Origin of the sequence: Kineococcus sp. GCM10028916 (assembly GCF_042674865.1) — a bacterium.
Lineage (GTDB): Bacteria > Actinomycetota > Actinomycetes > Actinomycetales > Kineococcaceae > Kineococcus.
Genome location: NZ_JBHTFM010000021.1, coordinates 181,616 through 203,237, shown reverse-complemented (window position 1 = coordinate 203,237; position 21,622 = coordinate 181,616). Strand labels below are relative to the sequence as shown.

Here is a 21,622-nt window from a genome sequence, read left to right as displayed (position 1 = left end):
TCTACCGGTAGGGCTTCACATCACTCAAGGCAGGGCGAGGAGGTCCTCGTGCGGCACCACGGCGGAGGTCACGGCCGGCGCCTCGATCCCGACGGCACCGAACCACCCCCGCGCCCACTCCTGCAGCAGGGGCGAGTCCGCCAGCCGCCAGGGGGTCGGTTCCCGCGCGACGGTCCACCCCCGGGCGGCGAAACCCGCCACGCAGAACTCGACTGCGTCAGGGCCGAGACCGTGCGAGCGCTGGTCGGCGTCGAAACCGGCGGCGGCGCCGGGGGCGGGGGGTTCCGTGGTGGCCCCGCCGGTGACGGTCAGCACGAACAGGACCGCCGGACGGGGTTCGAGGGCGGACAACCCGTCGAGGAGGGTGTCGGCCACCGTCGCGGGCAGCACGTCCAGCAGGGCGGAACCCACGACCAGGTCGGCACCGGTGAGCACCGACCGCAGCGCGTCCGGATCGCCGAGGTCCACCCGCGCCGTCCGCACGGACGTCGCGGCGGGGACGGGGGTCGCGAGCGCCCGCTGCAGGAGTTCCTCGTCGTGGTCGACGAGGAGCCAGTGCTGTTCGGCCTCCACCCCGAGTTCCGCCAGCCGCGGGGCGAGGTGGCGCAGGGTGGAGCCCGAACCCGCACCGAGGTCGACGATGCGCAGGGCCGGGCGGCCGGCGAGCGCCGGGACGAGCAGTTCCTCCAGGCGGGCGGACCGGGTCGCGTGGTCGAGAGGTTCCCGCAGGGCCAGCCAGTCCGGGTCGAAGTTCTCCAGGTCGCTCACAGGACCCCTCCCACGATCCGTGCGGTCTCGTCCCAGGTCGGGAGCGGGCGGGTTCGTGCCGCTGAACGCAGCCGGTACCGCAGCGACGCGTCGGAAGCCCACTGCTGCAGGGTCTCCGCGACGGCCGCGGGCCGCCGGGGTACGACGATCCCGGCGTCCCCCACGAGTCCGGGGAGTTCTCCGGCGTCCGCGACCAGCGACGGCACCCCGCGCCGCAGACCTTCGGCGACGGCCATCCCGTAGGGTTCCGCGCTCGAGAGCAGGACGTGCAGGTCGGTCCGATCCCACTCCGCCTGCAGGGTGTCGCCGGGCAGGGGGCCGAGCAGGACGGTCCCGGGGAGGGAGAAACCCTCGGCCACGGTTCCGGCGCAGCGCAGCGACCAGGGTGGGCCGAGGGCCGCGACGGCCTCGGCGACCACCCGCTGCCCCTTGCGCTCGCCCACGGTCCCGACGCAGAGGAGCCGGTGCGCGCCGAGGGCCGCGGACACCGGGGCGGGCGAGGTTCCCGGTTCGGCGACGACCGCGTCCACCCCGGCGACCTCCAGGACCCGGGCGCGGGAACTGCGACTGGTCACCACGACGGCGTCGACCAGGCGCAGGGCGCGGACCTCCTCGGCCAGGAGGGAACCCGCGGGCTGATCGTCGGCACACAACAGGTGGACGAGCAGGACCAGCCGCAGCCGCCCGGCGTGCGCGGCGAGGACGTCAGGGTGCTCCGTGGCGGTCAGCCCGTCCAGCAGCGCCGTGGACCCGTCGGGGAGACCGGCCAGGGAGGTCTGCAGGTCCCCGACGACCACGTGGGACAGGGCGGCGCGGTCGAGGAGTTCCCGGTCGTAGCGGTTCCCGCCGGTCGGCGCCGAGAGGTCGGGCGCGAGCAGGAACCTCACGACGGCATCAGAGGGTTCGCTCGTAGGAACCCCACGCGACGTCGGACTCGCGCAGCAGCACCTCGATGCTGTGCAGACCCGTCCCGAGCCGGTCCGCGAGCCGGTCGGCGACCCAGGCGCAGAGGAACTCCGTCGTCGTGTTCCTCCCCGTGAACTCCTCGACGTCGTCGAGGTTGCGGTACTCCACCGACGCCAGGACCGACCGCAGCGCCCCCGCGGCGATCCCGATGTCCACCACGAGGCCGTCGGCGTCGAGGACGGCCCGCCGGAACGTCGCCTCCACGACGAACGTCGCCCCGTGCAACCGCTGGGCCGGGCCGAAGACCGCCCCGGTGAAGCTGTGGGCGATCATCATCCGGTCGCGGACGGTCAACGAGTACACGGTCAGGGGCTCCTCAGTACCGGAAACGGTGGCAGAGGGCGTCGCCGCCGGGGGCGGCGAGGGCGGGCAGCACGGTGGCGGCCTCCTCGAACGGGGTCTCGCCGTCCAGCAGCACGTCGAACCGGTCGTCCACCAGCAGGTCGAGGGCCAGCGCGAGCCGGCGACGCGTCGTCCAGCGCGGCGCGCGGGCGGGGGGTACCCGACCGACCTGGCTGGCCCGGATCGTCAGTCGCCGGGAGTGGAAACCCTCCCCCAGCCCGACCTCGACGGAGCGGTCGCCGTACCAGCTGAGTTCGGCCAGCAGCCCCTCCGAGCCGAGCAGGCCGAGACCGGTGGTCAGGCCCGCCCCGGTCCCGCTGGTGTGCAGGACGACGTCGCGTTCCCGGCGGGCGTCGTCGGGGGCGACGAGGCGGAAACCCAGGTCGTCGGCGGTGCGTGAGCGGTCGGTGCGGACGTCGACGGCTTCGACGTCGGTGCCCGGAACCCGGGCCGCGAGCGCCGCGACGAGCAGGCCGAGGACTCCCGCGCCGACGACGCTGACCCGGTCGCCGATGCCGACGCCGGCGTCCCACACGCCGTTCACGGCGGTCTCCAGCATCCCGGCGAGGACGGCCCGGCCGGCGGGGACGCCCGCGGGGACGGGCAGGACGGCCGAGGCCGGGACGACGTAGCGGTCCTGGTGGGGGTGCAGGCAGAAGACGGCGCGTCCCACCAGGTCCTGCGCGCGGGCCCCGGCGTGCACGACGGTCCCGACCGAGAGGTAGCCGTACTTCACCGGGTAGGGGAACTCCCCGGCCTGGAACGGCGCGCGCATGACGTCGTGCTGGCTCTCGGGGACCCCGCCGGCGAGCACGAGGGCCTCGGTCCCGCGGCTGACCGCCGAGAACTCGGCCCGGACCTCGACGTCGGCGACACCGAGGACGGGCAGGAGCTCTTCGCGCAGTTCCGCCCGGCCCGGCCCGGTGACCCACAACGCGCGGGCGACGCTCACGGGGCCTCCTCCAGCTTCGCGGTGACGAAGTCCCGCACGGCGCTCTCCCAGCGCCCGGGGTCGACGTTCCACTCCTTGGTGTGGCGGGCGGTGGAGCTCGCGACGTAGGTGATGAGGTCGGGCCGCGCCGCCGCCAGGCGTTCCGAGGGGCCGTGGGGCACGTAGTCGTCGGCGTCGGAGTGCAGCAGCAGCACGGGCAGCACGAGTTCCTCGGCGCGACGCACCCAGTCCATGGCACGGAGGTCGACCGGTCCCCGGACCCCCACGAGCCGCCGACCCACGGGGTGGGCCAGCAGCCGCAACCCGTAGCGCCCCAACCTGATCGGGATCCCCCGTTGCCGCGCCTGGTTGTCCAGCACGTCGTACCAGTCGACCACCGGCCCGTCGAGGACGAGCGCGCAGACCTTCTCGGCCAACGGCGAGCGGGCGACGAACTGCAGCAGGATCGCCCCGCCCATCGACCAGCCCACGACGAGCAGGCGCCGGGCGCCGGAGTCGAGGGCGTGCTGCGCCACCGCCTCCACGTCGTTCCACTCGGTGTCGCCGAGGCCGTAGAGGCCCGGTTTCGCGGCCGGGGCGTCGGCGTCGTTGCGGTAGCTGGGGACCAGGCACGGGATGCCCAGTTCGTGCAGGACGGGGAGGGCCCGCAACGCCTCTTCGCGGGTGGCGCCGCGGCCGTGGACGAGGACCGCCCAGACGTCGCTCTCGCCCCGCGAGGCGGTGGGGACGAACCAGCACGGCAGGTCCCCGACCTCGCCGGGGACGACGAGGTCCTCGTGGGCGAGACCGAGGGTCGTGCTCGGGTCGCCCGAGTAGTAGTACTGGTTCCAGCGCGCCGACCCGGGCCGTGGGACCCCCCGGTCCACGCCGAGCAGTTCCCGCGTCACCCGGCCGTCGGTCACGTCGAGGACGTCACCCACGCGGAAGTGCCCCCGGCCGCCGTCGGTCCAGACGCCGTAGCGGCCCGGGACGACGGTGTCGACGGTCTGCTCGAGGACGACCCGGTGGGGTCCGACCTGCAGGACCTCGACGTCGTCGGGTTTGTGCCGGCGCGGGGTCACCACGGCGCGGGCGAAGGACACCGCGACGCCCGTCAGCCCGACGCCGACCGCGGTGACGGTGACCGCCGCCGCGAGCGGGGCGAGGCGGGAGGCTTTCACCGTCCCGCCCGCCAGGCCGCACGGATCAGGGGGACCTGCAGGGGCAACCGGGCGATCGTGATCGCGCGGGCGCGGGGGGACCTCGCGTCGAGGGCCATCGTGACGTTGGCGGGCCAGACCGCGACCAGGAAGGCCGCAGCGGCCGTGCCGCTCGCGCGGCGGGTCCGCGGGACGGCCAGCCCGGCCGCCAGTCCGAGCTCGACGACGCCGGAGGCGAGGGTCCAGGTGCGGGCGCTCCCCGGCAGCGCGCGCGGGACGATCGCGTCGAAGTGCGCCGCGCGGACGAAGTGGGCGAGGCCCGCGACGCCGAACATCGTCGCGACGGGGACCCACCTGCGGGACGGGACGGCGCTGATCACACCGGCGATCCTGCCCGACGTCCCCTAGGGTCACCGCGTGGACCCCAACACCTGGACCGTCGTCGTCCTGACCGAGGAGGCGTTCGGTGACGTCGACGCGCGCAACGTCGCCGAGCTGCACGCGGACGCCCGCGCCGCCGGGGACGACGTGCGCCACGTCGTCCTCGTCCCCGCCGACACCCAGCGGAGCCTGCTGGCGGGCTTCCTCGACCACCTGAGCCTCGGTGAGCTGAAGGAGGCGTTCGCGGAGGTCCGCGAGGGCCGCCACCCCGACGGGGCCCGGGCGGACGCCGAGACGGCGCTGGCGGCCACGCTGGCCGCGTTGCGCGAGCTAGGGTTGAGCGCGGAGGGCCGCACGACGGACGACGACCCGCTGCCCGCGGTCCGGGACGCGCTGTCGGACGGCCCCGACGCCCGCGAGCTCGTCGTGGTGACCCGTCCGCACGCGGTGGAGGACACCCTGCACACCGACTGGGCCTCGAGGGCGCGCGACGAGTTCGGGGTCCCGGTCCTGCACGTCTACGCGGGCACGACCAGACTCGGGTGACGGAACACCGCCGAGCACGGGGAGGTTGAACGGGACATGACTGCGCACACGCCCGACACCACGAGCAAGACCTACAACGTCACCAAGTCCGACGCTGAGTGGCGCGCGGAACTCGACCCGCAGGCCTACCACGTGCTGCGCCAGGCCGGTACGGAGCGGCCCTTCACGGGCGAGTACGAGGACACGACGACCGAGGGCGTCTACGCGTGCCGCGCCTGCGGATCGGAGTTGTTCACCAGCAACGAGAAGTTCGCCTCGCACTGCGGCTGGCCGTCCTTCTTCGACCCCAAGGACTCCACCGCGGTGGAACTCCTCGTCGACGACACCCTCGGCATGCGCCGCACCGAGGTGCGGTGCGCGAACTGCGGTTCGCACCTCGGTCACGTCTTCGAGGGCGAGGGGTACCCCACGCCGACGGACCAGCGCTACTGCATCAACTCGATCAGCCTCAGCCTGCGACCCCTCACGGCCTGAGGCAGGGTGGTCCCATGAGTGAGCAGAACCCCCAGCTGGACGACCCGGACCTGCAGCAGTCCGACTCCTCCCTCGACGAGGTCGAGGACGAGCGCGAGGAGGCCGAGGACCTGGCCTCCGACACCCTCGACGGGGACGAGGACGACACCTGGGAGCCCGACCAGCACCTCTCCAACGCGACGGCCGAGCTGATCGAGCACGGTGACCGCAACGAGGAGACGCTCTCCGAACGGTTGGCCCAGGAGGTCCCGGACGTCGGCGCCGTCAGTGGTGGCGACGCCGACTCCGACCGGGACTACCGCCAGGTCTGACTCTCCCGCAGGCGGACTCGTCAGGGCAGGGCGTTGACGAGTTCGCCGAGGGCGACCTTCGGGCCGGTGAAGAACGGCAGTTCCTCGCGCACGTGGCGACGGGCCTCGGTGGCGCGCAGGTCGCGCATGAGGTCGACGATGCGGTACAGCTCGTCGGCCTCGAAGGCGAGGATCCACTCGTAGTCGCCGAGGGCGAACGCGGAGACGGTGTTCGCGCGGACGTCCTCGTAGCTGCGGGCCGCGAGACCGTGGTCGCGCAGCATCTTGCGACGCTCGTCCTCGGGCAGCAGGTACCACTCGTAGGACCGCACGAACGGGTACACGCAGACGTAGTCGCGGGCCTGGTCGCCGGACATGAACGCGGGCACGTGGCCGCGGTTGAACTCCGCCGGCCGGTGCAGGCCCACGACGGACCAGACGGGTGCGAGGTGGCGCCCCAGGCGGGTGCGGCGCAGGCGGCGGTAGGCCTCCTGGACGATCTCGACCGTCGGGCCGTACCACCAGAACATGAGGTCGGCGTCGGCACGCAGACCCGCGACGTCGTAGAGGCCGCGGACGACCAGCCCCTTGCCGGTGAGCTCGTCGAGCAGGTCCTGGACCTCCTGGGTCAGGGCCGCACGCTCGGCGTCCCCGAGGGGCGTCTCGACGGCGAAGACCGACCACATCGTGTAGGCGATGGTGTCGTTGATCGTGTCGGCGTTGGGTGCTGCTGTGTGCTGCTCGGTCATGTCCGCATCCTCCCTCAGGCCGTCTGCAGCTGCGCACGCACCTCGGCGGCGGCGCGGGTGGCCGCGCCGATGCAGGCGGGCACGCCGACGCCGTCCAGGACGGAACCGCAGAGGGCGAGGCGCCCGACGCGCGTGAGCGCCGAACGCACCGCCGCGACGCGGTCGACGTGGCCGACGGCGTACTGCGGCAGACCGTCGAACCAGCGGACGACGTCGTGGTCCACGGGGTGGAGTTCCCGGCCCAGCAACCGGGAGGCGTCGGCGACCGCCCAGCGGACGACGTCGTCGTCCTCGGCCTCCAGGGCCTCGGTCTCCCCCGCCCGTCCCGAGGAGACCCGCAGGACGGCGACGTGGTCGCTCTGGTCCCCGACCCAGCCCCACTTGTTGCCCGACAGCGTCAAGGCCTTGGCGCGCAAACCTTCCAGCGCCCCGACGGCCGGCGGGACGAGGACGCCGGAACCGGCCAGCCCCGCCAGTTCGACGGCGGGGACCGCGAGCGCCGTGATGACCATGCTCGCGGTCTCGACGTCGCCCAGGAGGGTGGCGGCCGCGGGGGCCGGTCCTGCGAGCAACCGGGCGGCGGCGGGCGCGGGGACGGCGAGGACGACGGCGTCGGCGGGGGTCGCGTCGACGAGCCAGCCGTCGGGGGTGCGTTCGAGGCGGCGCACGGGGGTGGAGGTGGCGATCGTGACGCCCCGCTCGGCCAGCTTCGTGGCCAGGGTGCGCGGGAGGGTGGCGAGGCCGCCGAGCAGGCCGGCGAAGACGGGGGCCGGGTTCGCGACCGGGGGTTCGGCGATGGCCTCGAGCAGGGATCCGCCGCGGACGGCGTGCTGCCAGAGCGCGGGGACGGTGGCCTGCAGGGACAGCTTCGAGGCGTGGCCGGCGTAGACCCCGCCGAGCAGCGGTTCGACGAGGCGGTCGACGACCGCCTGACCGACCCTCGCGGCGACGTAGTCGGCGACGGCGACGTCGTGCTCCAGCGGCGGGGCGGGCAGTCCCGGTTCGGCCCGGACCCGCTCGACGTCGGCGGGGTCGAGGAACCCCTCGACCGCGGCGGCGGAGCGGGGGACGCCCATCAGGGTGCCGGGGGGCAGCGGGTCGAGGTGGCCGGGCGAGCGCAGGCTCGCGCGGGTGGTGGCGGGGTGGACGAGTTCCCCGCCCAGGCCCACGTCGTGGATGAGGGCGACGCCCTCGGGACGTCGCGCGAGCATCGACTCGGCCCCGACGTCGACGGTGACGCCACCGATCTCGCTGCCCTGCAGCACGCCTCCGACGACGGGCGCGGCCTCGCGGACCTCGATCGTGAACTCGTCGTGGCGGCTGAGTTCCCAGGCCGCGGTGAGACCGGAGATCCCGGCCCCCACGACGACGACGTGCGGACGGGTCAGTTCCGCCACGCGTGGACCTCCTCGACGACCCGGGCGAGGACGGCCGGGTCGGCGGTCGGCGGGACGCCGTGGCCGAGGTTGACGATGTGCCCGGCGCCGGCCCGTTCGCCCTCCGCCAGGATGCGGTGCAGGTCGGCGCGCAGCACCTCCCAGGGGGCGAAGAGCAGGGCCGGGTCGAGGTTGCCCTGGACGGCGACGGGACGACCGGCCCCGGCGGCGCCGCGGGCGGCCCCGACGTCGAGGGGGAGGCGGAAGTCGATGCCGAGGACGTCGACGCCACCGTCGATCGCGGCCATGGCGCCCAGGAGTTCCCCGGTGCCGGTGCCGAAGTGGGTCCGCGGGACCCCGAGGTCACCCACGGCGGCCAGGGCGGTCGCGGAGTGCGGGGCGACGAGCCGTTCGTAGTCGGTCAGCGGGAGCGCCCCGACCCAGGAGTCGAAGAGCTGGACGCCGGAGGCGCCGGCGAGGACCTGGGCGCGCAGGAACGTCCCCGCGATCTGGGCGAGGCGGGCCGCGAGGTCGTGCCACAGCTCCGGGTCGGCGTGCATCAAGGCCTTGGTGCGCAACAGGTCCCGGGACGGACCACCCTCGACGAGGTAGCTGGCGAGGGTGAACGGGGCGCCGGCGAAACCGACGAGGGGCGTGTCCCCGAGACCGGCGACGGTCAGCCCCACGGCGTCGGTGACGTGCTGCAGGGCGTCGAGGGAGAGTTCCGGGATCCGGTCGAGGTCGGCGCGGGTGCGGAAGGGCTGCGCGATCACGGGTCCGGTGCCGGGGACGATCTCGACGTCGACACCGGCGGCCTCGAGCGGCACGACGATGTCGGAGTAGAAGACGGCGGCGTCCACGTCGTAGCGGCGGACCGGCTGCAGGGTGATCTCGGCGACGAGTTCGGGGATGCGGCAGGACTCCAGCATCGTCGTCCCGGCGCGGGCCTCGCGGTACTCCGGCAGCGAGCGACCGGCCTGGCGCATGAACCAGACGGGCGTGCGGTGCGGGGTGGTGCCCCCGCGGGCGGCGTGGAGGTAGGGCGAGTTCTCGAGCGGCACGCGCTGATGGTCCCACGGCGTGGCTGACGCCCCCGCGGGGTCGGGGGTGCCTAGGCTCCGTGCCGTGAGTGCGCACCGGACCCCGGGAGCGCCCGGTGCTCCGCCGGCCTTCGAGGCCGCGGTGGCCGCGGTGCGCGCCGTCCGCCTGCGCTCCGAGCTGGTGCTGACGGAGGTACCCGCCCCGGCGCGCATCGCCCCCTTCGCCCTGGCCGTGGCCGGTGACGTCGTCCTGGACGGTGACGAACTCGCGACCGGACGTTTCATCCTGCTGCACGACCCGACCCGGCCGGCGGAGTGGGACGGCGACTTCCGCGTCGTGACCTACGTCCGCGCGGACCTGGAGTCGGAGCTCGGCGAGGACCCGATGCTGGGGCAGGTCGGGTGGTCCTGGCTGGAGGACGGTCTGGCGTCGGCCGGCGCCCAGGCCACCAGCGTGGGCGGCACGGTGACGCGGGTGCTGTCGGAGGGCTACGGCGCTCTGGCCGAACGTCCCGCGTCCGTGGACGTGGAACTGCGGGCGTCGTGGACGCCGACGGACCCGACGGACATCGCGGCGCACCTGCACGCGTGGGAGGTCCTGGTGTGCACGGTGGCGGGTCTGCCGCCGCTGCCCGAGGGCGTCGTGTCCCTCGGTGGCCGCACGCACTGAGACACGGGCACTGAGACGCACGCGCTGAGACACGCGTCACCAAGTGTTCAAGGAACCCCCCGGATGGGCCGATCACCTTCTCGAATGATGGAGGCGTTCCGCAGTGGGCGGGCGCCGATCGCCTGCAGGAGGACGACGGTGACGGCACTCGTCGAACGCCCCGGGATGGCTGTACCTTCCCGGCTCGGCCGCTTCGCGGCTCTGGTCGCTGTGGCGGATCCCGCCGTCCGCGAGTCCGTGACCCGCACGCTGCGGATGCTCGGCGCCGTGAACGTCGAGCACGCCACCAGCGTCGCCCAGGCCCGCGCGATGGCCCGCACCGGCCCGCGCGCCCTGTTCATCGCCGACGCGGGACTGCCCGACGGCTCCGGCGCCCAGCTCGTCTCCGAGCTGCGCGCCGCCGGGTGGAACCGCTGCGTCGTGCTCTCCAGCAACGCCGACCCGTTCGCGGTCCGCGGTGCGGTCGCCGCCGGCGTCCGCTGCTACCTCGTGACGACCCGCCCCGAAGGGGTGGGCTTCGAGGGACGCACCGGGGAGAACGGCGTCGACAGCCTCTCCGAGCGTGAGGTCGAGGTGCTCCAGCACGTCGCCGACGGCCGGTCCAACAAGGACACCGGCGCCCTGCTCGGCCTGTCCGCGCTGACGGTGAAGAGCCACCTGGCCCGCATCGCCCGCAAGCTCGGTACGGGCGACCGCGCCGAGATGGTCGCGATCACCCTGCGGGCCGGCGTCATCCAGTGATGCTGCTGGAGGGGTGCTGAGCACCTCTCCCCGTCACGCCGCCCGCCTCCGGTGGGCGGCGTTCGGCGTTCTCCCCCTCCTCGACACGGCCGGTCGCCGCACCCCTGATCGTGCGACGGCTCAGCTGAGCGGTCACGTACGGTGGTGCCGTGACCGAGACGCCGACGAAAGAGGAGCCTGAACAGGCCGGGCCCGAGCTCCCGATGCTGTCGGTCCCTGCCGACGGCCTGCCGCCCGTCGTGACCGACGAAGCCGCGCTCGCGCAGACCGTCGCCGCGTTCGCGGCCGGTACCGGCCCGGTCGCCGTCGACGCCGAACGCGCCTCCGGCTACCGCTACGGGCAGCGGGCGTTCCTGGTCCAACTGCGCCGCGAGGGTTCCGGCACCGCCCTCATCGACCCCGACGCCCTGCCGGACCTGTCCGCCCTGGGCGAGGTCCTCGCGGACGTGGAGTGGGTGCTGCACGCCGCGAACCAGGACCTGCCCTGCCTGGCCGAACTCGGCATGCGCCCCAGCCGCCTGTTCGACACCGAACTCGGTTCCCGCATCGCGGGTCTTCCCCGCGTGGGTCTGGGTGCGGTCGTCGAGGAACTGCTCGGCCTGCGACTGGCCAAGGAGCACTCCGCGGTCGACTGGTCGACCCGCCCGCTGCCCGTCCCGTGGCTGACCTACGCCGCCCTCGACGTCGAGGTGCTCGTCCAGGTCCGTGACGTCCTCACCGAACGCCTTGCCGCGCAGGGGAAGTTGGACTGGGCCCTGGAGGAGTTCGCCGCCGTCGCCAACGCCCCGACGCCCGTCGCCCCGGCGGAGCCGTGGCGGCGCGTCTCCGGTCTGCACGCCGTGCGTTCACGGCGCCAGCTCGCCGTCGTGCAGGCGCTGTGGTCGGCTCGCGACGCCGAGGCCCGCAGACGCGACACCTCCCCGGGCCGGTTGCTGCCCGACTCCGCGATCGTCGCCGCCGCCCGCGCCACCCCCCGCACCGCGCAGGCCCTCGCCTCGACGTCGGGGTTCACCGGCCGTGCGGCGAAGACGAAGCTGCAGTTGTGGGCCGACGCCGTCGCCGAGGGGCTGGCCCTGCCGGAGTCGGAGCTCCCCGCGCACGCTCCCCGCAGTGACGGCCCGCCGCCGCCGCGGGCGTGGGCGGCGAAGGACCCGCTCGCCGCGGCCCGGCTCAACGCGGCCCGGGCCGTCGTGACCGCGCTGGCCGAGGAGCACGCTCTCCCGGTCGAGAACGTCCTGCAGCCCGACGCCCTGCGCCGGGTGGCGTGGACTCCCCCGCAGCCGCTGGACGCCGACGGTGTCCGGGCGGCACTGGCCGCGCGCGGTGCCCGCGCCTGGCAGCTCGACCTGGTGTCGGGACCCGTCGCGGAGGCCATGGCGCAGGCCCGCGTCCCCGAACCGGACGCGGAACCCGTCCCCGACGCTGGTTGAGCTCGACACCGCTCCTCTTGCCGAGCGGCCGTTCGTGCGTCATCGTCGACACCGCGTCACGACGAGGTGGTGCGCCAACGGCGACGGAGGTGGACGTGGAACGCCTCACCCTGGACGAGCAGCTCTCCGCAGCGGCGATGGCCCGGCACTGGGTCTGCGACCACTGCCCCGACGAGCACCTGCCCGCGGCGCGGCGCTGGATCGCCGAACTGCTGACCAGCGAACTGGTCCACAACGCCTTCTCGCACGGCCGGGGCCCGGTCGTCCTGTCGTTGACCCACGACGAGGAGGGCATCCTCGTCGGCATCTCCGACCACGAGGAACGCGTCCCGACGTTGCGCGAGCAGTCGCCGGGAGCCACGGAAGGTCGCGGCATCGCCCTCGTCGACGCCCTCGCCACCACCTGGGGCGTCTACGGCAGCGACGGCAGCGAGACCGACGAGGCCTCCGGCGACTGGCCGAGCCCCCAGGAGCGGTCCGGTGGCAAGACCGTCTGGTTCCACCTCGCCACCGGTTGAGCCGTCTGCGCCCGTTCGGGGGACGCCGAGTCGGGCGCAGGCGTGGTTTCGCCTACCGTCTGCCACGTGAGCACCGATCAGCCGCGCCCCATCAGGGCCCTCCTACGACGCTGCGTGCTCGCCGCCAGCGTGCTCGGTGACCTCGACGTCGACCTCGACGACGAGGGTGTCCGGATGCCCGGCTGCTCGCCGTTGCAGTGGTCGGACCTGGCCCGCACGGCCGCCGGCGCCGGTGAGGAGGTCGCCCGGTTGCGGGTGGCCGACCTGCTGCACGCCCACCTGGAACTGCACCGCGGTGAGGTCTGGACCGTTCCGCTGGCGATCCCCGTCGGGGCCGACCGCCACCCCGCCTACGGCTGGACGCACACCCCCCAGCTCGGGGGCGCGCTCGACCTCGGCCTCGGCGTCGTGGTCCGCGGCGAGAGCGGCGGCCGGGTGCGGGAACGGACGCTGCCGGTCCCCGTCGCCTCCGCCCGCGCCACCGGCCGCTCCTCCCGGCTCAGCGACGTCGACCTGGCCCGCCTCGAGGACATCGGCGCCCTCGTCGCGCGACGGCTGGTCCGCGACGCCGGCAGCCGGGGACTCGGCGCCACCGACGGGCTCCTCCGCCCCGTCGCCGGCTGCGACGTCCCGACCCTGCTGGCGTCGCGGACCCTGCGCGAGCACCTCGTCGCCGGCCCGGACCGGACCGTCGGGAACCTGCTGCGCGCCGTCGCGGTCCCCGACCGGACCCGCGGCTGGTTCGACCTCGCCCGCATCGACCCCGCCTACGTCGGTGCCGCCTGGATGGCCACCGACGCCGCGGACCGGGGCTTCCGCCGGCCGGTGCTGGTGACGCTGGACGAGGTGGCGCTCGCACCCAGCAGCCCGCGGCTCGTGGAGCGGGTCCTCGCCGACTGAGGGGTCCGTGCGCGATGCTGCGGGCATGGCCACGATCAGCGCTGTCGTCCGCCCGGTGTCCGGAACCGCCACGGCGGTGGGGAGCAGCGGCGGCCACTGCGTCGTCGTGGACCGCCCCGACGGGACTGCCGGCGGAGCGGGACTCGGGTTCAACGGCGGGCAGTTGCTGGCGCTGGCGATCGCGGGGTGCCTGGCCAACGACCTGCGCTACGCCGCGGCCGACCCGGAGGACCCGCACCTGGATGCGGTGCGGGTGACCGCCGACGTTGACGTCGTGGACGGTCGCGTGGTGGGGGCGCGGGTCCGGTTCGAGGGCGGTGGCGCGGTCGCGGAACTCGTCCGCGCCGCCGTCGCGGACTCGACCGTGCTCGCCGCGGTCCGCGCCGGGTTCCCGGTCGAGGTGGTCGACGCGTGAGCGTCCTGCTGGTGCCCGGGGGTCCCCTGCTCGACCCGGCCTACCTCCCCTTCGAACTCCCCGGCGAACGCGTCCTGGTGGCCGACCTGCGGTTCGCGCCGGCACGGCGCTGCGACCAGCTCGTCGACGCCTTGGAGGAGCTGCGGGAGGCGCACGGGATCCCCGTGGTCGACCTGGTGGCGCACTCGGCGGGCGCGAACCTCGCCGTCCGCTACCTGGAACGCTTCGCCCACCGGGTCGCCCGGTTGGTGCTCGTCACCCCGAGCGTCTTCGCCGTCGGGCTACCCGTGTCGGCGGAGACCCGGTCGCGGACGGCGGAACTCAGCCGCGACGACCCCTGGTTCGAGCAGAGCTTCGCTGCGCTGCAGCGGGTCGGCGCGGGTCACGCCGAGCCGGACGACTGGGACGCCGTGGGGCGGTTCACCGGTTCCGATCCCGCGGAGGAACCCGACCCGGTGCTGGCGGCGGAGTTCGCGGCCCCGGGTGCGTTCGACCCGACGGCCACCCGCGCCGCTCTCGCGGGTTTCGCCGGGGAGGTGCTGGTGCTGGCCGGGGAGTTCGACGTCGGCGCTCCCCCGCCGGTCCTGCGGGAGTTCGCCGGACTGTTCCCGCGGGCCCGTTGCGTGGAACTCCCCCGGGCCCGGCACTTCCCGTGGCGCGACGACCCCGCGGGCTTCGCGCAGGTGGTGCGGAGTTTCCTGGCGCCGGAGGAACCGGAGGACCTCCCGGGCGGACGCAACCTCGGGGCGGTCCGGATCGGACGCACCGTCCGGAAGGCGGCGGGTACGCAGACCGCGACCGTGCAGGCCCTGCTCGGCGACCTGCACGCGCAGGGGTTCCACCGCGTCCCGCGTCCGCTGGGGATCGACGAAGCGGGCCGGGAGGTCTGGGAGTACCTGCGGGGCAGTACCATCGGTACCCAGGAACCCTGGCCGGACTGGGTCTTCGGTGACGCGCTGCTCACCGACGTGGGGCACTGGCTGCGAGAGTTCCACGACGGCTCGGAGCGGTTCTGGAGCGAGGGCGGTCGGATCCTCGGCCACCAGGACCTCGCGCCCTACAACGCCGTCGTCGACGGTGAGCGCCTCGTGGGGTTCGTCGACTGGGACCTGGTGGCCCCCTCCGTCCCGTTGCGCGACCTGGCCTTCGTCGCCCTGCGCTGGGTCCCGCTGATGGGGCAGGACGGTCGCACCCCGGAGCAGCGGTGGCGGCGGTTGCGGGCCCTGCTCGCCGCCTACGGCTGGACGGGTAGCGAGGAGGAGGTCCTCAACGCGGTGCGGGTTCGCGCCCAGGACCACGCCGACGGCCTGCGCCAGGCCGCCCTCGACGGGTGGGGTCCGGCCGTGGAACTCGTGGCGGAGGGGGTGGCCGACGAGTTCGACCGTGCCGCAGCGGGTCTGGCGGGGTTTTTGTGAGCATCGAGGAGGTGCTGGCCGCCGCACGGGTCGGGCTCGACCGGCTGACCCCGGAGGAGTTGTTCGCCGAACAGCGGGCGGGGGCGGTGGTCGTCGACACCCGCACCCCGGCCCACCGGGTCGAGCAGGGCGAGTTCCCGGGCGCGCTGGTCATCGACCGGACGGTGCTGGAGTGGCGACTCGATCCGACCTGCCCCTTCCGGATCCCGGAGGCGACCGGACCGGACCTGCGGGTGGTCGTCGTCTGCCGCCACGGCTACAGCTCCAGCCTGGCCGCGGCGTCGCTGCGGGCGGTCGGTCTGCACCGGGCCACCGACCTCGAGGGCGGGGTGCAGGCGTGGCTGGCCGCCGGGTTCCCCGTGCACCGCGGGCCGGTCCGGGAGGTGACGTAGGGTCGCGGATCCCCGGCGCGGACCGCTACGACACCGCCGCCGTCGTGGCCCGGACGACTACCTCTCGGGCGCGACCTCGCTCGGCGCGACGATCGTCGTGGGCGACGAGTCGGCGATCTCGGACGAGTCTTTCGCGCGGAACCGCTGACCGCCGAGCGCCACCGCCTCGACCAACGTCCGGGCGACGTCCTGCGGGGCGAGCCCGGCCTCGTCGAGGAGGGCGTCGCGGCTGCCGACGTCCAGGAACCGTTGCGGCAGAGCGAAGGTGTTCACGGTCGTCGGGTCGTCGCGCCCGCGCAGCGCCGCCGCCAGCGCCCAGCCGACACCGCCGACCTCGCCACCGTCCTCGAGCACGGCGACGTGGCCGTGGCTGCGGGCCAGGTCGAGCAGCGCCTCGTCCACCGGCACCACCCAGCGCGGGTCGACGACGGTCACGCCGACGCCGTGGGCCCGCAGCCGGGAGGCGACGTCGAGGGCGCGGGGCACCAGCGAGCCCACGGCGACGAGCAGGACGTCGTCGCCCTCGGCCCACGAGGGCCCCTCGAGGACGTCGGCGTGCCCGGCGCGGGCGATCGCGGGGATGTCGGCGGGCACCTTGCCCTTGCTGTAGCGCAGGACCGTCGGCGCGTCCTCGACGGCGAGCGCCTCGCGCAGTTCCTCGCGCAGGGTGGCGGCGTCGCGCGGAGCGGCGAGACGCAGGCCCGGGACGAGGCGGCACAGTCCGAGGTCCCACACGCCGTGGTGACTGGGACCGTCGGGGCCGGTGACCCCGGCGCGGTCGAGGACGAAGGTGACCCCGGCCCGGTGCAGGGCGACGTCGAGCAGCAGCTGGTCGAAGGCGCGGTTGAGGAAGGTGGCGTAGAGCGCCACGACGGGGTGCAGACCGCCGGCGGCCATGCCGGCCGCGGAGGTGACCGCGTGCTGTTCGGCGATCCCGACGTCGACGACGCGGTCGGGGTGGGCGCGGGCGAACGCGTCGAGACCCACCGGGCCCTGCATGGCGGCCGTGATGCCCACGACGTCACGGCGGACGTCGGCGATCGCGCGGATCTCCTCGCCGAAGACGCTGGTCCAGGAGGAACCCGAGGTGGCTTGCGCCTCCCCCGTCTCGGGATCGATGATCCCGACGGCGTGGAAGCGGTCGGCGTCGTCGGCGAGGGCCGGTTCGTAGCCGCGCCCCTTCTGGGTGATGACGTGGACGATGACGGGGCCGCCGAAGGACCGTGCGCGGCGCAGGGCGTGCTCGACGGCCTCGGTGTCGTGGCCGTCGACGGGTCCGACGTACTTGAGACCGAGGTCCTCGAAGAGCCCCTGCGGGGCGACGATGTCCTTGATCCCCTTCTTGACGCCGTGCAGCGTCTCGTAGGCGAGGCGGCCGGGGGTGCCACCACGTCGCAGCGACTGCTTGCCCCAGTCCATGAGCTTCTCGTACTCGCGGGTGGTGCGCAGGGTCGCGAGGTGGGAGGCCATCCCGCCGATGGTCGGGGCGTAGGACCGTCCGTTGTCGTTCACGACGACGACGACGGGGCGGCGTGAGGTGGCGATGTTGTTCAGCGCCTCCCAGGCCATGCCGCCGGTGAGGGCACCGTCACCGATGACGGCGACCACGCGACGCCCGTTCTCCCCCTGGCTCTCGCCGCGCAGCTCGAAGGCCCGGGCGAGTCCGTCGGCCCACGACAACGACGTCGAGGCGTGCGAGTTCTCGACGACGTCGTGCTCGCTCTCGGCGCGCGAGGGGTAGCCGGAGAGGCCGCCCGCCTCACGCAGGCGGGCGAAGTCCTGGCGGCCGGTGAGCAGCTTGTGGACGTAGCTCTGGTGGCCGGTGTCGAAGACGAGGCGGTCGCGCGGGGAGTCGAAGACGCGGTGCAGACCGATCGTCAGTTCGACGACGCCGAGGTTGGGTCCGAGGTGCCCACCGGTCCTGCTCACGGCGGCGACGAGGAAGTCGCGGACCTCCTGGGCCAGCGCGGGCAGGTCCTCGGCGGGCAGGGCCTTGAGGTCCTCGGGCCCCTTGATCGTCTCGAGCAGCCCCATGCGGGGTGGCCTCCTGTGTCGCGGGGTCGAGCGTGAACGGACTGAGCGAGTGTAGGAGGACCCCTTCCCGACGTCGGCTCGCACTCGCCCGTTCGGACAGAGCGTTCACAGGCGCGGCACGAACTTCTTCCCTCGCAGCGCCTGCTCGAGCAGGTCGACCGCGCGCGCCACCCTGCGCAGCCGCAGTTCCTCGCGGTCGAGCACGTCGAAGACCTGCGGCCCGACCTCGGGGGGCAGGTCGGCGGCGAGGTCCCGGCGGGCGGTGCTGCGCGCGCGCACGACGGCCTCCTGCTGGGCGCTGACGTGGTGGCCGACCAGCCAGACCAGCAGCAGGGGGTGGTGGCGGACGGCGGCGTAGGAGCGGAACTCCGGCGGGGCCTGGTCGAGCAGCCAGGAGGAGGTGGCGACCTGCCAGTCGTCCACCTCGGGGGGCGGGACCTCCTGCGGCCAACCCGGCGGGCCGTGCCGCGAACGTCGCTCGAACATGCGTTCGATGCTACGACGTCGTGGCGGGGAAGCGGATGTCATGTCACAGGACATCGGTGACAGTTCCGCATCAGGACATCGGTAACGCTTCTAGCGGTCTTGGTGGTGACACTTCCGGTGCCTGAACCGCCAGCGGCTCGCCCGCGGTGACCAGACTTCACGGCCGGGACTTCACGCTCATGTCGACGAGCGGGACGCTCGGTCATGACGAAGACCGCGCTGTCGGTCTAAGTGTCTGCGGCGTCGTGCCTGGGCAATCGTCGAATCATGCTGACCCGCGGCCAGGCATCGAGCCCGAGTTCGCGCTCGTGACGTCTGACCGCCACCAGGCCCGGGCCCAGGTCGACCTCCGAGATGACCGAGAAGCCGAGGCGGGCGTAGTAGGGCGCGTTCCACGGCACCTCCGCGAACGTCGTCAGCGTCATGGTGTCGAACCCCTGCTGGACCGCCCAGCTGGCAGCGGTGTCGATCAGCTGTCGGCCCAGCCCTCTGCGTGCGAAGGCCGGGTCCACTGACACCTGCTCAATATGAGCTGCCTCATCAACCACGCCGACGAGGAGGTAGGCGACCGCGATGTCGTCCTCGGCGGCGTCGACAGTGGCTACCCACGCACGCCCTCGTGCCTGGTGAATCTCCAAGTCCGCTAGCGCGGGCGGATCGTCGTCAGCGATGGTCGCCATGTCGAGATCGCGGAAGGCCGCACCTGCGGCGCGCTCGATGTCCTGGAGTCGTTGCAGGTCGCGGGGCTCAGCTCGGCGGATCACGCGGCACCGTTGCACATCGGAGGAGGCCTTCACCTCCCCTTTGTGTGGCCTGATCAGACCAAGACAGCACACGGTCATGGCGCAGACATAGCGATCTTGACGATGCCCGCCCGGTCAGCGTTCGCGTTCAGCGCACGCTCCACGACTGGTCAGCACGGTGATCCAGACACCACAGTGACGACGTGAGCGAGCACCCGATCCACGTCTCTCTGCAGGCCTCACCGCAGGACGCCGCGTCCTGGGTCGACCTCGCCCGCCGCTGCGAGGATGCCGGGTTCCGCGCCCTGCTGGTCTCCGACCACCCCGGCAGCGGCCCTTCCCCCTTCATCGCCCTGGCCGCAGCAGCCACCGCCACCGCCACCCTGCGACTCGGCACCTACGTCCTGAACGCCGGCATCCGCGACGCCCTGCTCATCGCCGCCGACACCGCCACCCTCGACGTCGTCTCCAGTGGTCGCGCCGGAGTCGGCATCGGAGCCGGTCACACCCCCGCGGAGTGGGAGATGACCGGGCGCACCCGCCCTGACGCCGCCGGTCGCATCCGGCACCTGATCGACGTCGCCGGCGCCGTGCGCACCCTGCTGGACGGCGAGACGGTCCCCGCCGCCGATGTCGGTGCCGTTCGTGACCTGGTCCTGTCCGGCCCGCGGCCGGTGCAGGAGCGGGTGCCGTTGCTCGTCGGGGGCAACCACTCCGACCTGCTGACCTGGGCCGGTGCCCACGCCGACGCGGTGGGCCTGTCCGGGCTGGGGCGCACCTTGCCCGACGGGCACTCCCACACCGTGTCCTGGTCACCAGCGCGGATCGAGGCGACCATCGCCGCGGTGCGCTCCGGCGCCGACGCAGCCGGTCGTGACGTGCCACCCCTGGAGGCGCTGGTACAGGTGGTCACCCTCACCGATGACCGACGCGCCGCCGTCAGCGACATGGCGCAGGAGACCGGGACGGACATAGAGGACCTGCTGGCTGCGCCCTACCTGTGGGTCGGCACCACCGAGGAGATCGTCGAGCAGGTGCGGGTGGCTCGTCAGCGGTGGGGGATCAGTCGTTGGGTCGTACGCGAAGGAGCCTTCAACACCGCAGGTGAGGTCATCGCCCGTCTCGGAGCGAACTCCTAGCCGAGCAGGAAGACACCGTCGCCACCGTCGACATCGCGGTCATGGGGTGATCCGCACGGTCGGCGACCCAGCGGTCATGTCAATGTCCGCCCGTCTGCGCTCACCGACCCCGGGCAGGATCGACCATCATGTTCCAGTGCTGAGCACCCGCGACCAGAGCGTCCTCGACGCCGCCCTCGAAGCCGCACGCCACCTCGAGCAGCGTCGCCCGACAGGCGACTACACCCACACCGTCGCCTCCTCAGCCATCGACACCAGCGGCCGCATCCACACCGCCGTCAACGTTCACCACTTCACCGGCGGACCCTGCGCCGAGCTCGTGGTCATGGGAACCGCCGCCGCAGTCAGCACCGACCGCATCGACACCATCGTCGCCGTGGCCAGCGTTGACCTCAGCGTTCTCGCTCCGTGCGGTCGGTGCCGCCAGGCCCTGCTTGATCTACACCCCGACGCGCACGCCATCGTCACCGACGAGCAAGGTCTCGTGGCTGTTGCGGTGACCGACCTCATGCCCTACGCCTACCGACAGCCGACGGACTGACCCCACCAGGTCCACGCCCTCCTGAGGTCTTCGACCTCGCGGTCATCCCGCGTTGTGCGCTCTGTCGCCGCGGCCCGCGACGTCGCGGTCGTGGCGAGATGCGGGAGATCACTGATGCTCGCCTTGTGGGCTCCAACACTTCGAACTGGCTACCGTCGCCAGCGTGCTGGCCCCCGACTTCCCTCTCCACACCTCGCGACTGCTGCTGCGCCCCTATACCCCCGCCGACCTCGACTTCCTGCACCAACTGGAGTCCAACCCCGAACTACTGCGCTATGTCTCCTGGCTACCCCGAGACATCGAACAGGTCCGGGCGTCACTGGCTGAGAAGACACAGCAGACCAGCCTGCGCCACGACGGCGACGACCTGACCCTGCTGATGCTGCTGGCCACCACCGGCGAGCGGGTCGGTGACGTCCAGCTGACTTGGGCCAGCACCGAGCACCGCCAAGGCGAGATCGGCTTCATCACCCACCCCGACCACACCGGCCGCGGCTACGCCACCGAAGCCGCCCACCTCATGCTGCGCCTGGGTTTCGACGACCTCGGCTTGCACCGCATCAGCGCCAGCCTCGATGCCCGCAACACAGCCTCCGCCCGAGTCGCCCAGCGCCTGGGCATGACCCAGGAGGCGCACCTGCACGAGAACACGTTCCGCAAGGGCGAGTGGACCGATGAGGCCATCTACGCCGTCCTCGCCGATCAGTGGCGCGGCCCGCACCAAGCTTGACCATCGACCCACCCCAACGACTGCACGGTCATCCCGCCGTCCGCGCGGTCGCAGGTACCCGGCGACGTCGCAGACATGGTGAAAAGTGCGCTACTTACGTCGGAGCGCTGTTCGAGTGGTGCCCTACGTCAAGTGAGCAACGAGGGGCCATCACCTAGCTCAGACTGTAGGAGTGAACGCCGAAGATCGTCTGTCCACGGGCCACTTCCCCTGGCCACGAGTGCTAGCAGCGCTCGTCCTCGGTTGCATCGTCGGCGCAGTCGGGTTCTTCTTCGACATGTCCTGGATCGGAATAGTGATCACCGCCCTGATCACCATGGCAGCTTCCTTATCGCCTTGGCCGCACCGTCGGTGACGACTCGCCACGCTAAGACGCACGGCAAGAGACCCACCTTCCGGTCATCCCGCCGACCAGGAGGTCGTCGAGCGCGCGATCTCGTCGACC

26 protein-coding genes are annotated in these 21,622 nt (G+C 73.3%); 14 read left to right on the top strand and 12 right to left on the bottom strand.

Features of this window, described 5'->3' with window-relative positions; all coding sequences use genetic code 11:
• Nucleotides 1-24: 24 nt before the first annotated feature.
• Genes ACFQ46_RS22855 through ACFQ46_RS22830 form a run of 6 tightly spaced genes read right to left on the bottom strand, consistent with a single transcriptional unit; the run spans nucleotide 25 to nucleotide 4,502 of the window.
• The gene (locus ACFQ46_RS22855) at nucleotides 25-768 is read right to left on the bottom strand and encodes an SAM-dependent methyltransferase (RefSeq protein ID WP_380262395.1); all 744 of its coding nucleotides are present in this window, start codon (nucleotides 766-768) and stop codon (nucleotides 25-27) included.
• Nucleotides 765-1,655: a glycosyltransferase family 4 protein gene (locus ACFQ46_RS22850; protein ID WP_380262393.1), complete on the bottom strand. Its 891-nt coding sequence runs from the start codon at nucleotides 1,653-1,655 to the stop codon at nucleotides 765-767. The genes ACFQ46_RS22855 and ACFQ46_RS22850 overlap by 4 nt, the downstream gene beginning before the upstream one ends.
• 7 nt (nucleotides 1,656-1,662) lie before the next feature.
• Complete coding sequence (locus tag ACFQ46_RS22845) at nucleotides 1,663-2,037, bottom strand: 6-pyruvoyl tetrahydropterin synthase family protein (protein WP_380262391.1); 375 nt, start codon at nucleotides 2,035-2,037, stop codon at nucleotides 1,663-1,665.
• A gap of 13 nt (nucleotides 2,038-2,050) precedes the next feature.
• Nucleotides 2,051-3,028 (bottom strand): zinc-binding alcohol dehydrogenase, encoded by a 978-nt coding sequence (locus ACFQ46_RS22840; RefSeq protein WP_380262389.1) that lies wholly within the window; start codon nucleotides 3,026-3,028, stop codon nucleotides 2,051-2,053.
• Nucleotides 3,025-4,188, bottom strand: a complete 1,164-nt coding sequence (locus tag ACFQ46_RS22835; protein WP_380262387.1) for an alpha/beta fold hydrolase — start codon at nucleotides 4,186-4,188, stop codon at nucleotides 3,025-3,027. Before ACFQ46_RS22835 ends, ACFQ46_RS22840 begins: the two co-directional genes overlap by 4 nt.
• Nucleotides 4,185-4,502, bottom strand: coding sequence for a hypothetical protein (locus ACFQ46_RS22830; protein ID WP_380262708.1), 318 nt, complete (start codon nucleotides 4,500-4,502; stop codon nucleotides 4,185-4,187). The genes ACFQ46_RS22835 and ACFQ46_RS22830 overlap by 4 nt, the downstream gene beginning before the upstream one ends.
• An 82-nt stretch (nucleotides 4,503-4,584) precedes the next feature.
• Between ACFQ46_RS22830 and ACFQ46_RS22825 the strand changes: the two genes are divergently transcribed.
• The 3 genes from ACFQ46_RS22825 to ACFQ46_RS22815 are packed head-to-tail and all read left to right on the top strand — an operon-like array spanning nucleotide 4,585 to nucleotide 5,879.
• Nucleotides 4,585-5,094, top strand: coding sequence for a hypothetical protein (locus ACFQ46_RS22825; RefSeq protein WP_380262385.1), 510 nt, complete (start codon nucleotides 4,585-4,587; stop codon nucleotides 5,092-5,094).
• Nucleotides 5,095-5,130: 36 nt separating this feature from the next.
• On the top strand, nucleotides 5,131-5,568 hold the full coding sequence (gene msrB, locus ACFQ46_RS22820) for a peptide-methionine (R)-S-oxide reductase MsrB (RefSeq protein WP_380262383.1): 438 nt from the start codon (nucleotides 5,131-5,133) through the stop codon (nucleotides 5,566-5,568).
• Between the two features lie 14 nt (nucleotides 5,569-5,582).
• Nucleotides 5,583-5,879 (top strand): hypothetical protein, encoded by a 297-nt coding sequence (locus ACFQ46_RS22815; protein WP_380262381.1) that lies wholly within the window; start codon nucleotides 5,583-5,585, stop codon nucleotides 5,877-5,879.
• A gap of 20 nt (nucleotides 5,880-5,899) precedes the next feature.
• Here ACFQ46_RS22815 and hemQ read toward each other — a convergent pair whose 3' ends face one another.
• From hemQ to hemE, 3 genes are read right to left on the bottom strand one after another with little or no spacing between them, the layout of a single operon-like run.
• Entirely contained in the window at nucleotides 5,900-6,607 is a 708-nt protein-coding gene (hemQ, locus tag ACFQ46_RS22810) for a hydrogen peroxide-dependent heme synthase (RefSeq protein ID WP_380262379.1), read from the bottom strand.
• 14 nt (nucleotides 6,608-6,621) lie between these two features.
• Nucleotides 6,622-8,004, bottom strand: a complete 1,383-nt coding sequence (gene hemG / locus ACFQ46_RS22805; RefSeq protein WP_380262377.1) for a protoporphyrinogen oxidase — start codon at nucleotides 8,002-8,004, stop codon at nucleotides 6,622-6,624.
• A complete protein-coding gene (gene hemE, locus ACFQ46_RS22800) occupies nucleotides 7,992-9,044 on the bottom strand; it encodes a uroporphyrinogen decarboxylase (RefSeq protein ID WP_328291790.1) in 1,053 nt (350 codons plus the stop codon). The genes hemG and hemE overlap by 13 nt, the downstream gene beginning before the upstream one ends.
• 64 nt (nucleotides 9,045-9,108) lie before the next feature.
• Here hemE and ACFQ46_RS22795 point away from each other — a divergent pair, with 64 nt between their 5' ends.
• The 8 genes from ACFQ46_RS22795 (at nucleotide 9,109) to ACFQ46_RS22760 (ending at nucleotide 15,504) form a co-directional block, all read left to right on the top strand.
• Nucleotides 9,109-9,693, top strand: coding sequence for a DUF3000 domain-containing protein (locus tag ACFQ46_RS22795; RefSeq protein ID WP_380262375.1), 585 nt, complete (start codon nucleotides 9,109-9,111; stop codon nucleotides 9,691-9,693).
• 138 nt (nucleotides 9,694-9,831) lie between these two features.
• Nucleotides 9,832-10,434, top strand: a complete 603-nt coding sequence (locus tag ACFQ46_RS22790; RefSeq protein WP_328291792.1) for a response regulator transcription factor — start codon at nucleotides 9,832-9,834, stop codon at nucleotides 10,432-10,434.
• A 149-nt stretch (nucleotides 10,435-10,583) separates the two neighbouring features.
• Nucleotides 10,584-11,864, top strand: a complete 1,281-nt coding sequence (locus ACFQ46_RS22785) for an HRDC domain-containing protein (RefSeq protein ID WP_380262373.1) — start codon at nucleotides 10,584-10,586, stop codon at nucleotides 11,862-11,864.
• 95 nt (nucleotides 11,865-11,959) lie between these two features.
• Entirely contained in the window at nucleotides 11,960-12,382 is a 423-nt protein-coding gene (locus ACFQ46_RS22780) for an ATP-binding protein (RefSeq protein WP_328291794.1), read from the top strand.
• Nucleotides 12,383-12,448: 66 nt separating this feature from the next.
• A complete protein-coding gene (locus ACFQ46_RS22775; protein ID WP_380262371.1) occupies nucleotides 12,449-13,282 on the top strand; it encodes a hypothetical protein in 834 nt (277 codons plus the stop codon).
• Between the two features lie 25 nt (nucleotides 13,283-13,307).
• Nucleotides 13,308-13,697 carry an OsmC family peroxiredoxin gene (locus ACFQ46_RS22770; protein WP_380262370.1) on the top strand — a complete coding sequence of 130 codons (390 nt, stop codon included), beginning with the start codon at nucleotides 13,308-13,310 and terminating at the stop codon, nucleotides 13,695-13,697.
• Nucleotides 13,694-15,112, top strand: coding sequence for an alpha/beta fold hydrolase (locus ACFQ46_RS22765; RefSeq protein WP_380262368.1), 1,419 nt, complete (start codon nucleotides 13,694-13,696; stop codon nucleotides 15,110-15,112). Before ACFQ46_RS22770 ends, ACFQ46_RS22765 begins: the two co-directional genes overlap by 4 nt.
• Nucleotides 15,109-15,504 (top strand): rhodanese-like domain-containing protein, encoded by a 396-nt coding sequence (locus ACFQ46_RS22760; RefSeq protein ID WP_380262366.1) that lies wholly within the window; start codon nucleotides 15,109-15,111, stop codon nucleotides 15,502-15,504. The genes ACFQ46_RS22765 and ACFQ46_RS22760 overlap by 4 nt, the downstream gene beginning before the upstream one ends.
• 57 nt (nucleotides 15,505-15,561) lie before the next feature.
• On the opposite strand, the gene dxs is transcribed toward ACFQ46_RS22760, so the two are convergent.
• The 3 genes from dxs to ACFQ46_RS22745 all read right to left on the bottom strand — a co-directional run bounded on the left by dxs (nucleotide 15,562) and on the right by ACFQ46_RS22745 (nucleotide 18,788).
• The gene (gene dxs / locus ACFQ46_RS22755) at nucleotides 15,562-17,538 is read right to left on the bottom strand and encodes a 1-deoxy-D-xylulose-5-phosphate synthase (protein WP_380262364.1); all 1,977 of its coding nucleotides are present in this window, start codon (nucleotides 17,536-17,538) and stop codon (nucleotides 15,562-15,564) included.
• Between the two features lie 105 nt (nucleotides 17,539-17,643).
• Complete coding sequence (locus tag ACFQ46_RS22750; protein ID WP_380262362.1) at nucleotides 17,644-18,024, bottom strand: hypothetical protein; 381 nt, start codon at nucleotides 18,022-18,024, stop codon at nucleotides 17,644-17,646.
• Nucleotides 18,025-18,251: 227 nt separating this feature from the next.
• Nucleotides 18,252-18,788 (bottom strand): GNAT family N-acetyltransferase, encoded by a 537-nt coding sequence (locus tag ACFQ46_RS22745; RefSeq protein ID WP_380262705.1) that lies wholly within the window; start codon nucleotides 18,786-18,788, stop codon nucleotides 18,252-18,254.
• A 182-nt stretch (nucleotides 18,789-18,970) separates the two neighbouring features.
• Between ACFQ46_RS22745 and ACFQ46_RS22740 the strand changes: the two genes are divergently transcribed.
• The 3 genes from ACFQ46_RS22740 to ACFQ46_RS22730 all read left to right on the top strand — a co-directional run bounded on the left by ACFQ46_RS22740 (nucleotide 18,971) and on the right by ACFQ46_RS22730 (nucleotide 21,177).
• On the top strand, nucleotides 18,971-19,906 hold the full coding sequence (locus ACFQ46_RS22740) for a TIGR03621 family F420-dependent LLM class oxidoreductase (RefSeq protein ID WP_380262360.1): 936 nt from the start codon (nucleotides 18,971-18,973) through the stop codon (nucleotides 19,904-19,906).
• Nucleotides 19,907-20,042: 136 nt separating this feature from the next.
• Nucleotides 20,043-20,447, top strand: a complete 405-nt coding sequence (locus tag ACFQ46_RS22735) for a cytidine deaminase (RefSeq protein WP_380262358.1) — start codon at nucleotides 20,043-20,045, stop codon at nucleotides 20,445-20,447.
• Between the two features lie 163 nt (nucleotides 20,448-20,610).
• Nucleotides 20,611-21,177 carry a GNAT family N-acetyltransferase gene (locus ACFQ46_RS22730; protein ID WP_380262356.1) on the top strand — a complete coding sequence of 189 codons (567 nt, stop codon included), beginning with the start codon at nucleotides 20,611-20,613 and terminating at the stop codon, nucleotides 21,175-21,177.
• Nucleotides 21,178-21,622: the final 445 nt, after the last annotated feature.

What these genes read in the sequence shown, in the direction of transcription:
- ACFQ46_RS22830 (WP_380262708.1), bottom strand. Translation starts at nt 4,502, where the DNA reads ATGTTCGGCGTCGCGGGCCTCGCCCACTTCGTCCGCGCGGCGCACTTC.
- ACFQ46_RS22750 (WP_380262362.1), bottom strand. Translation starts at nt 18,024, where the DNA reads ATGTTCGAGCGACGTTCGCGGCACGGCCCGCCGGGTTGGCCGCAGGAG.
- ACFQ46_RS22815 (WP_380262381.1), top strand. Translation starts at nt 5,583, where the DNA reads ATGAGTGAGCAGAACCCCCAGCTGGACGACCCGGACCTGCAGCAGTCC.
- ACFQ46_RS22770 (WP_380262370.1), top strand. Translation starts at nt 13,308, where the DNA reads ATGGCCACGATCAGCGCTGTCGTCCGCCCGGTGTCCGGAACCGCCACG.
- hemQ (WP_380262379.1), bottom strand. Translation starts at nt 6,607, where the DNA reads ATGACCGAGCAGCACACAGCAGCACCCAACGCCGACACGATCAACGAC.
- msrB (WP_380262383.1), top strand. Translation starts at nt 5,131, where the DNA reads ATGACTGCGCACACGCCCGACACCACGAGCAAGACCTACAACGTCACC.
- dxs (WP_380262364.1), bottom strand. Translation starts at nt 17,538, where the DNA reads ATGGGGCTGCTCGAGACGATCAAGGGGCCCGAGGACCTCAAGGCCCTG.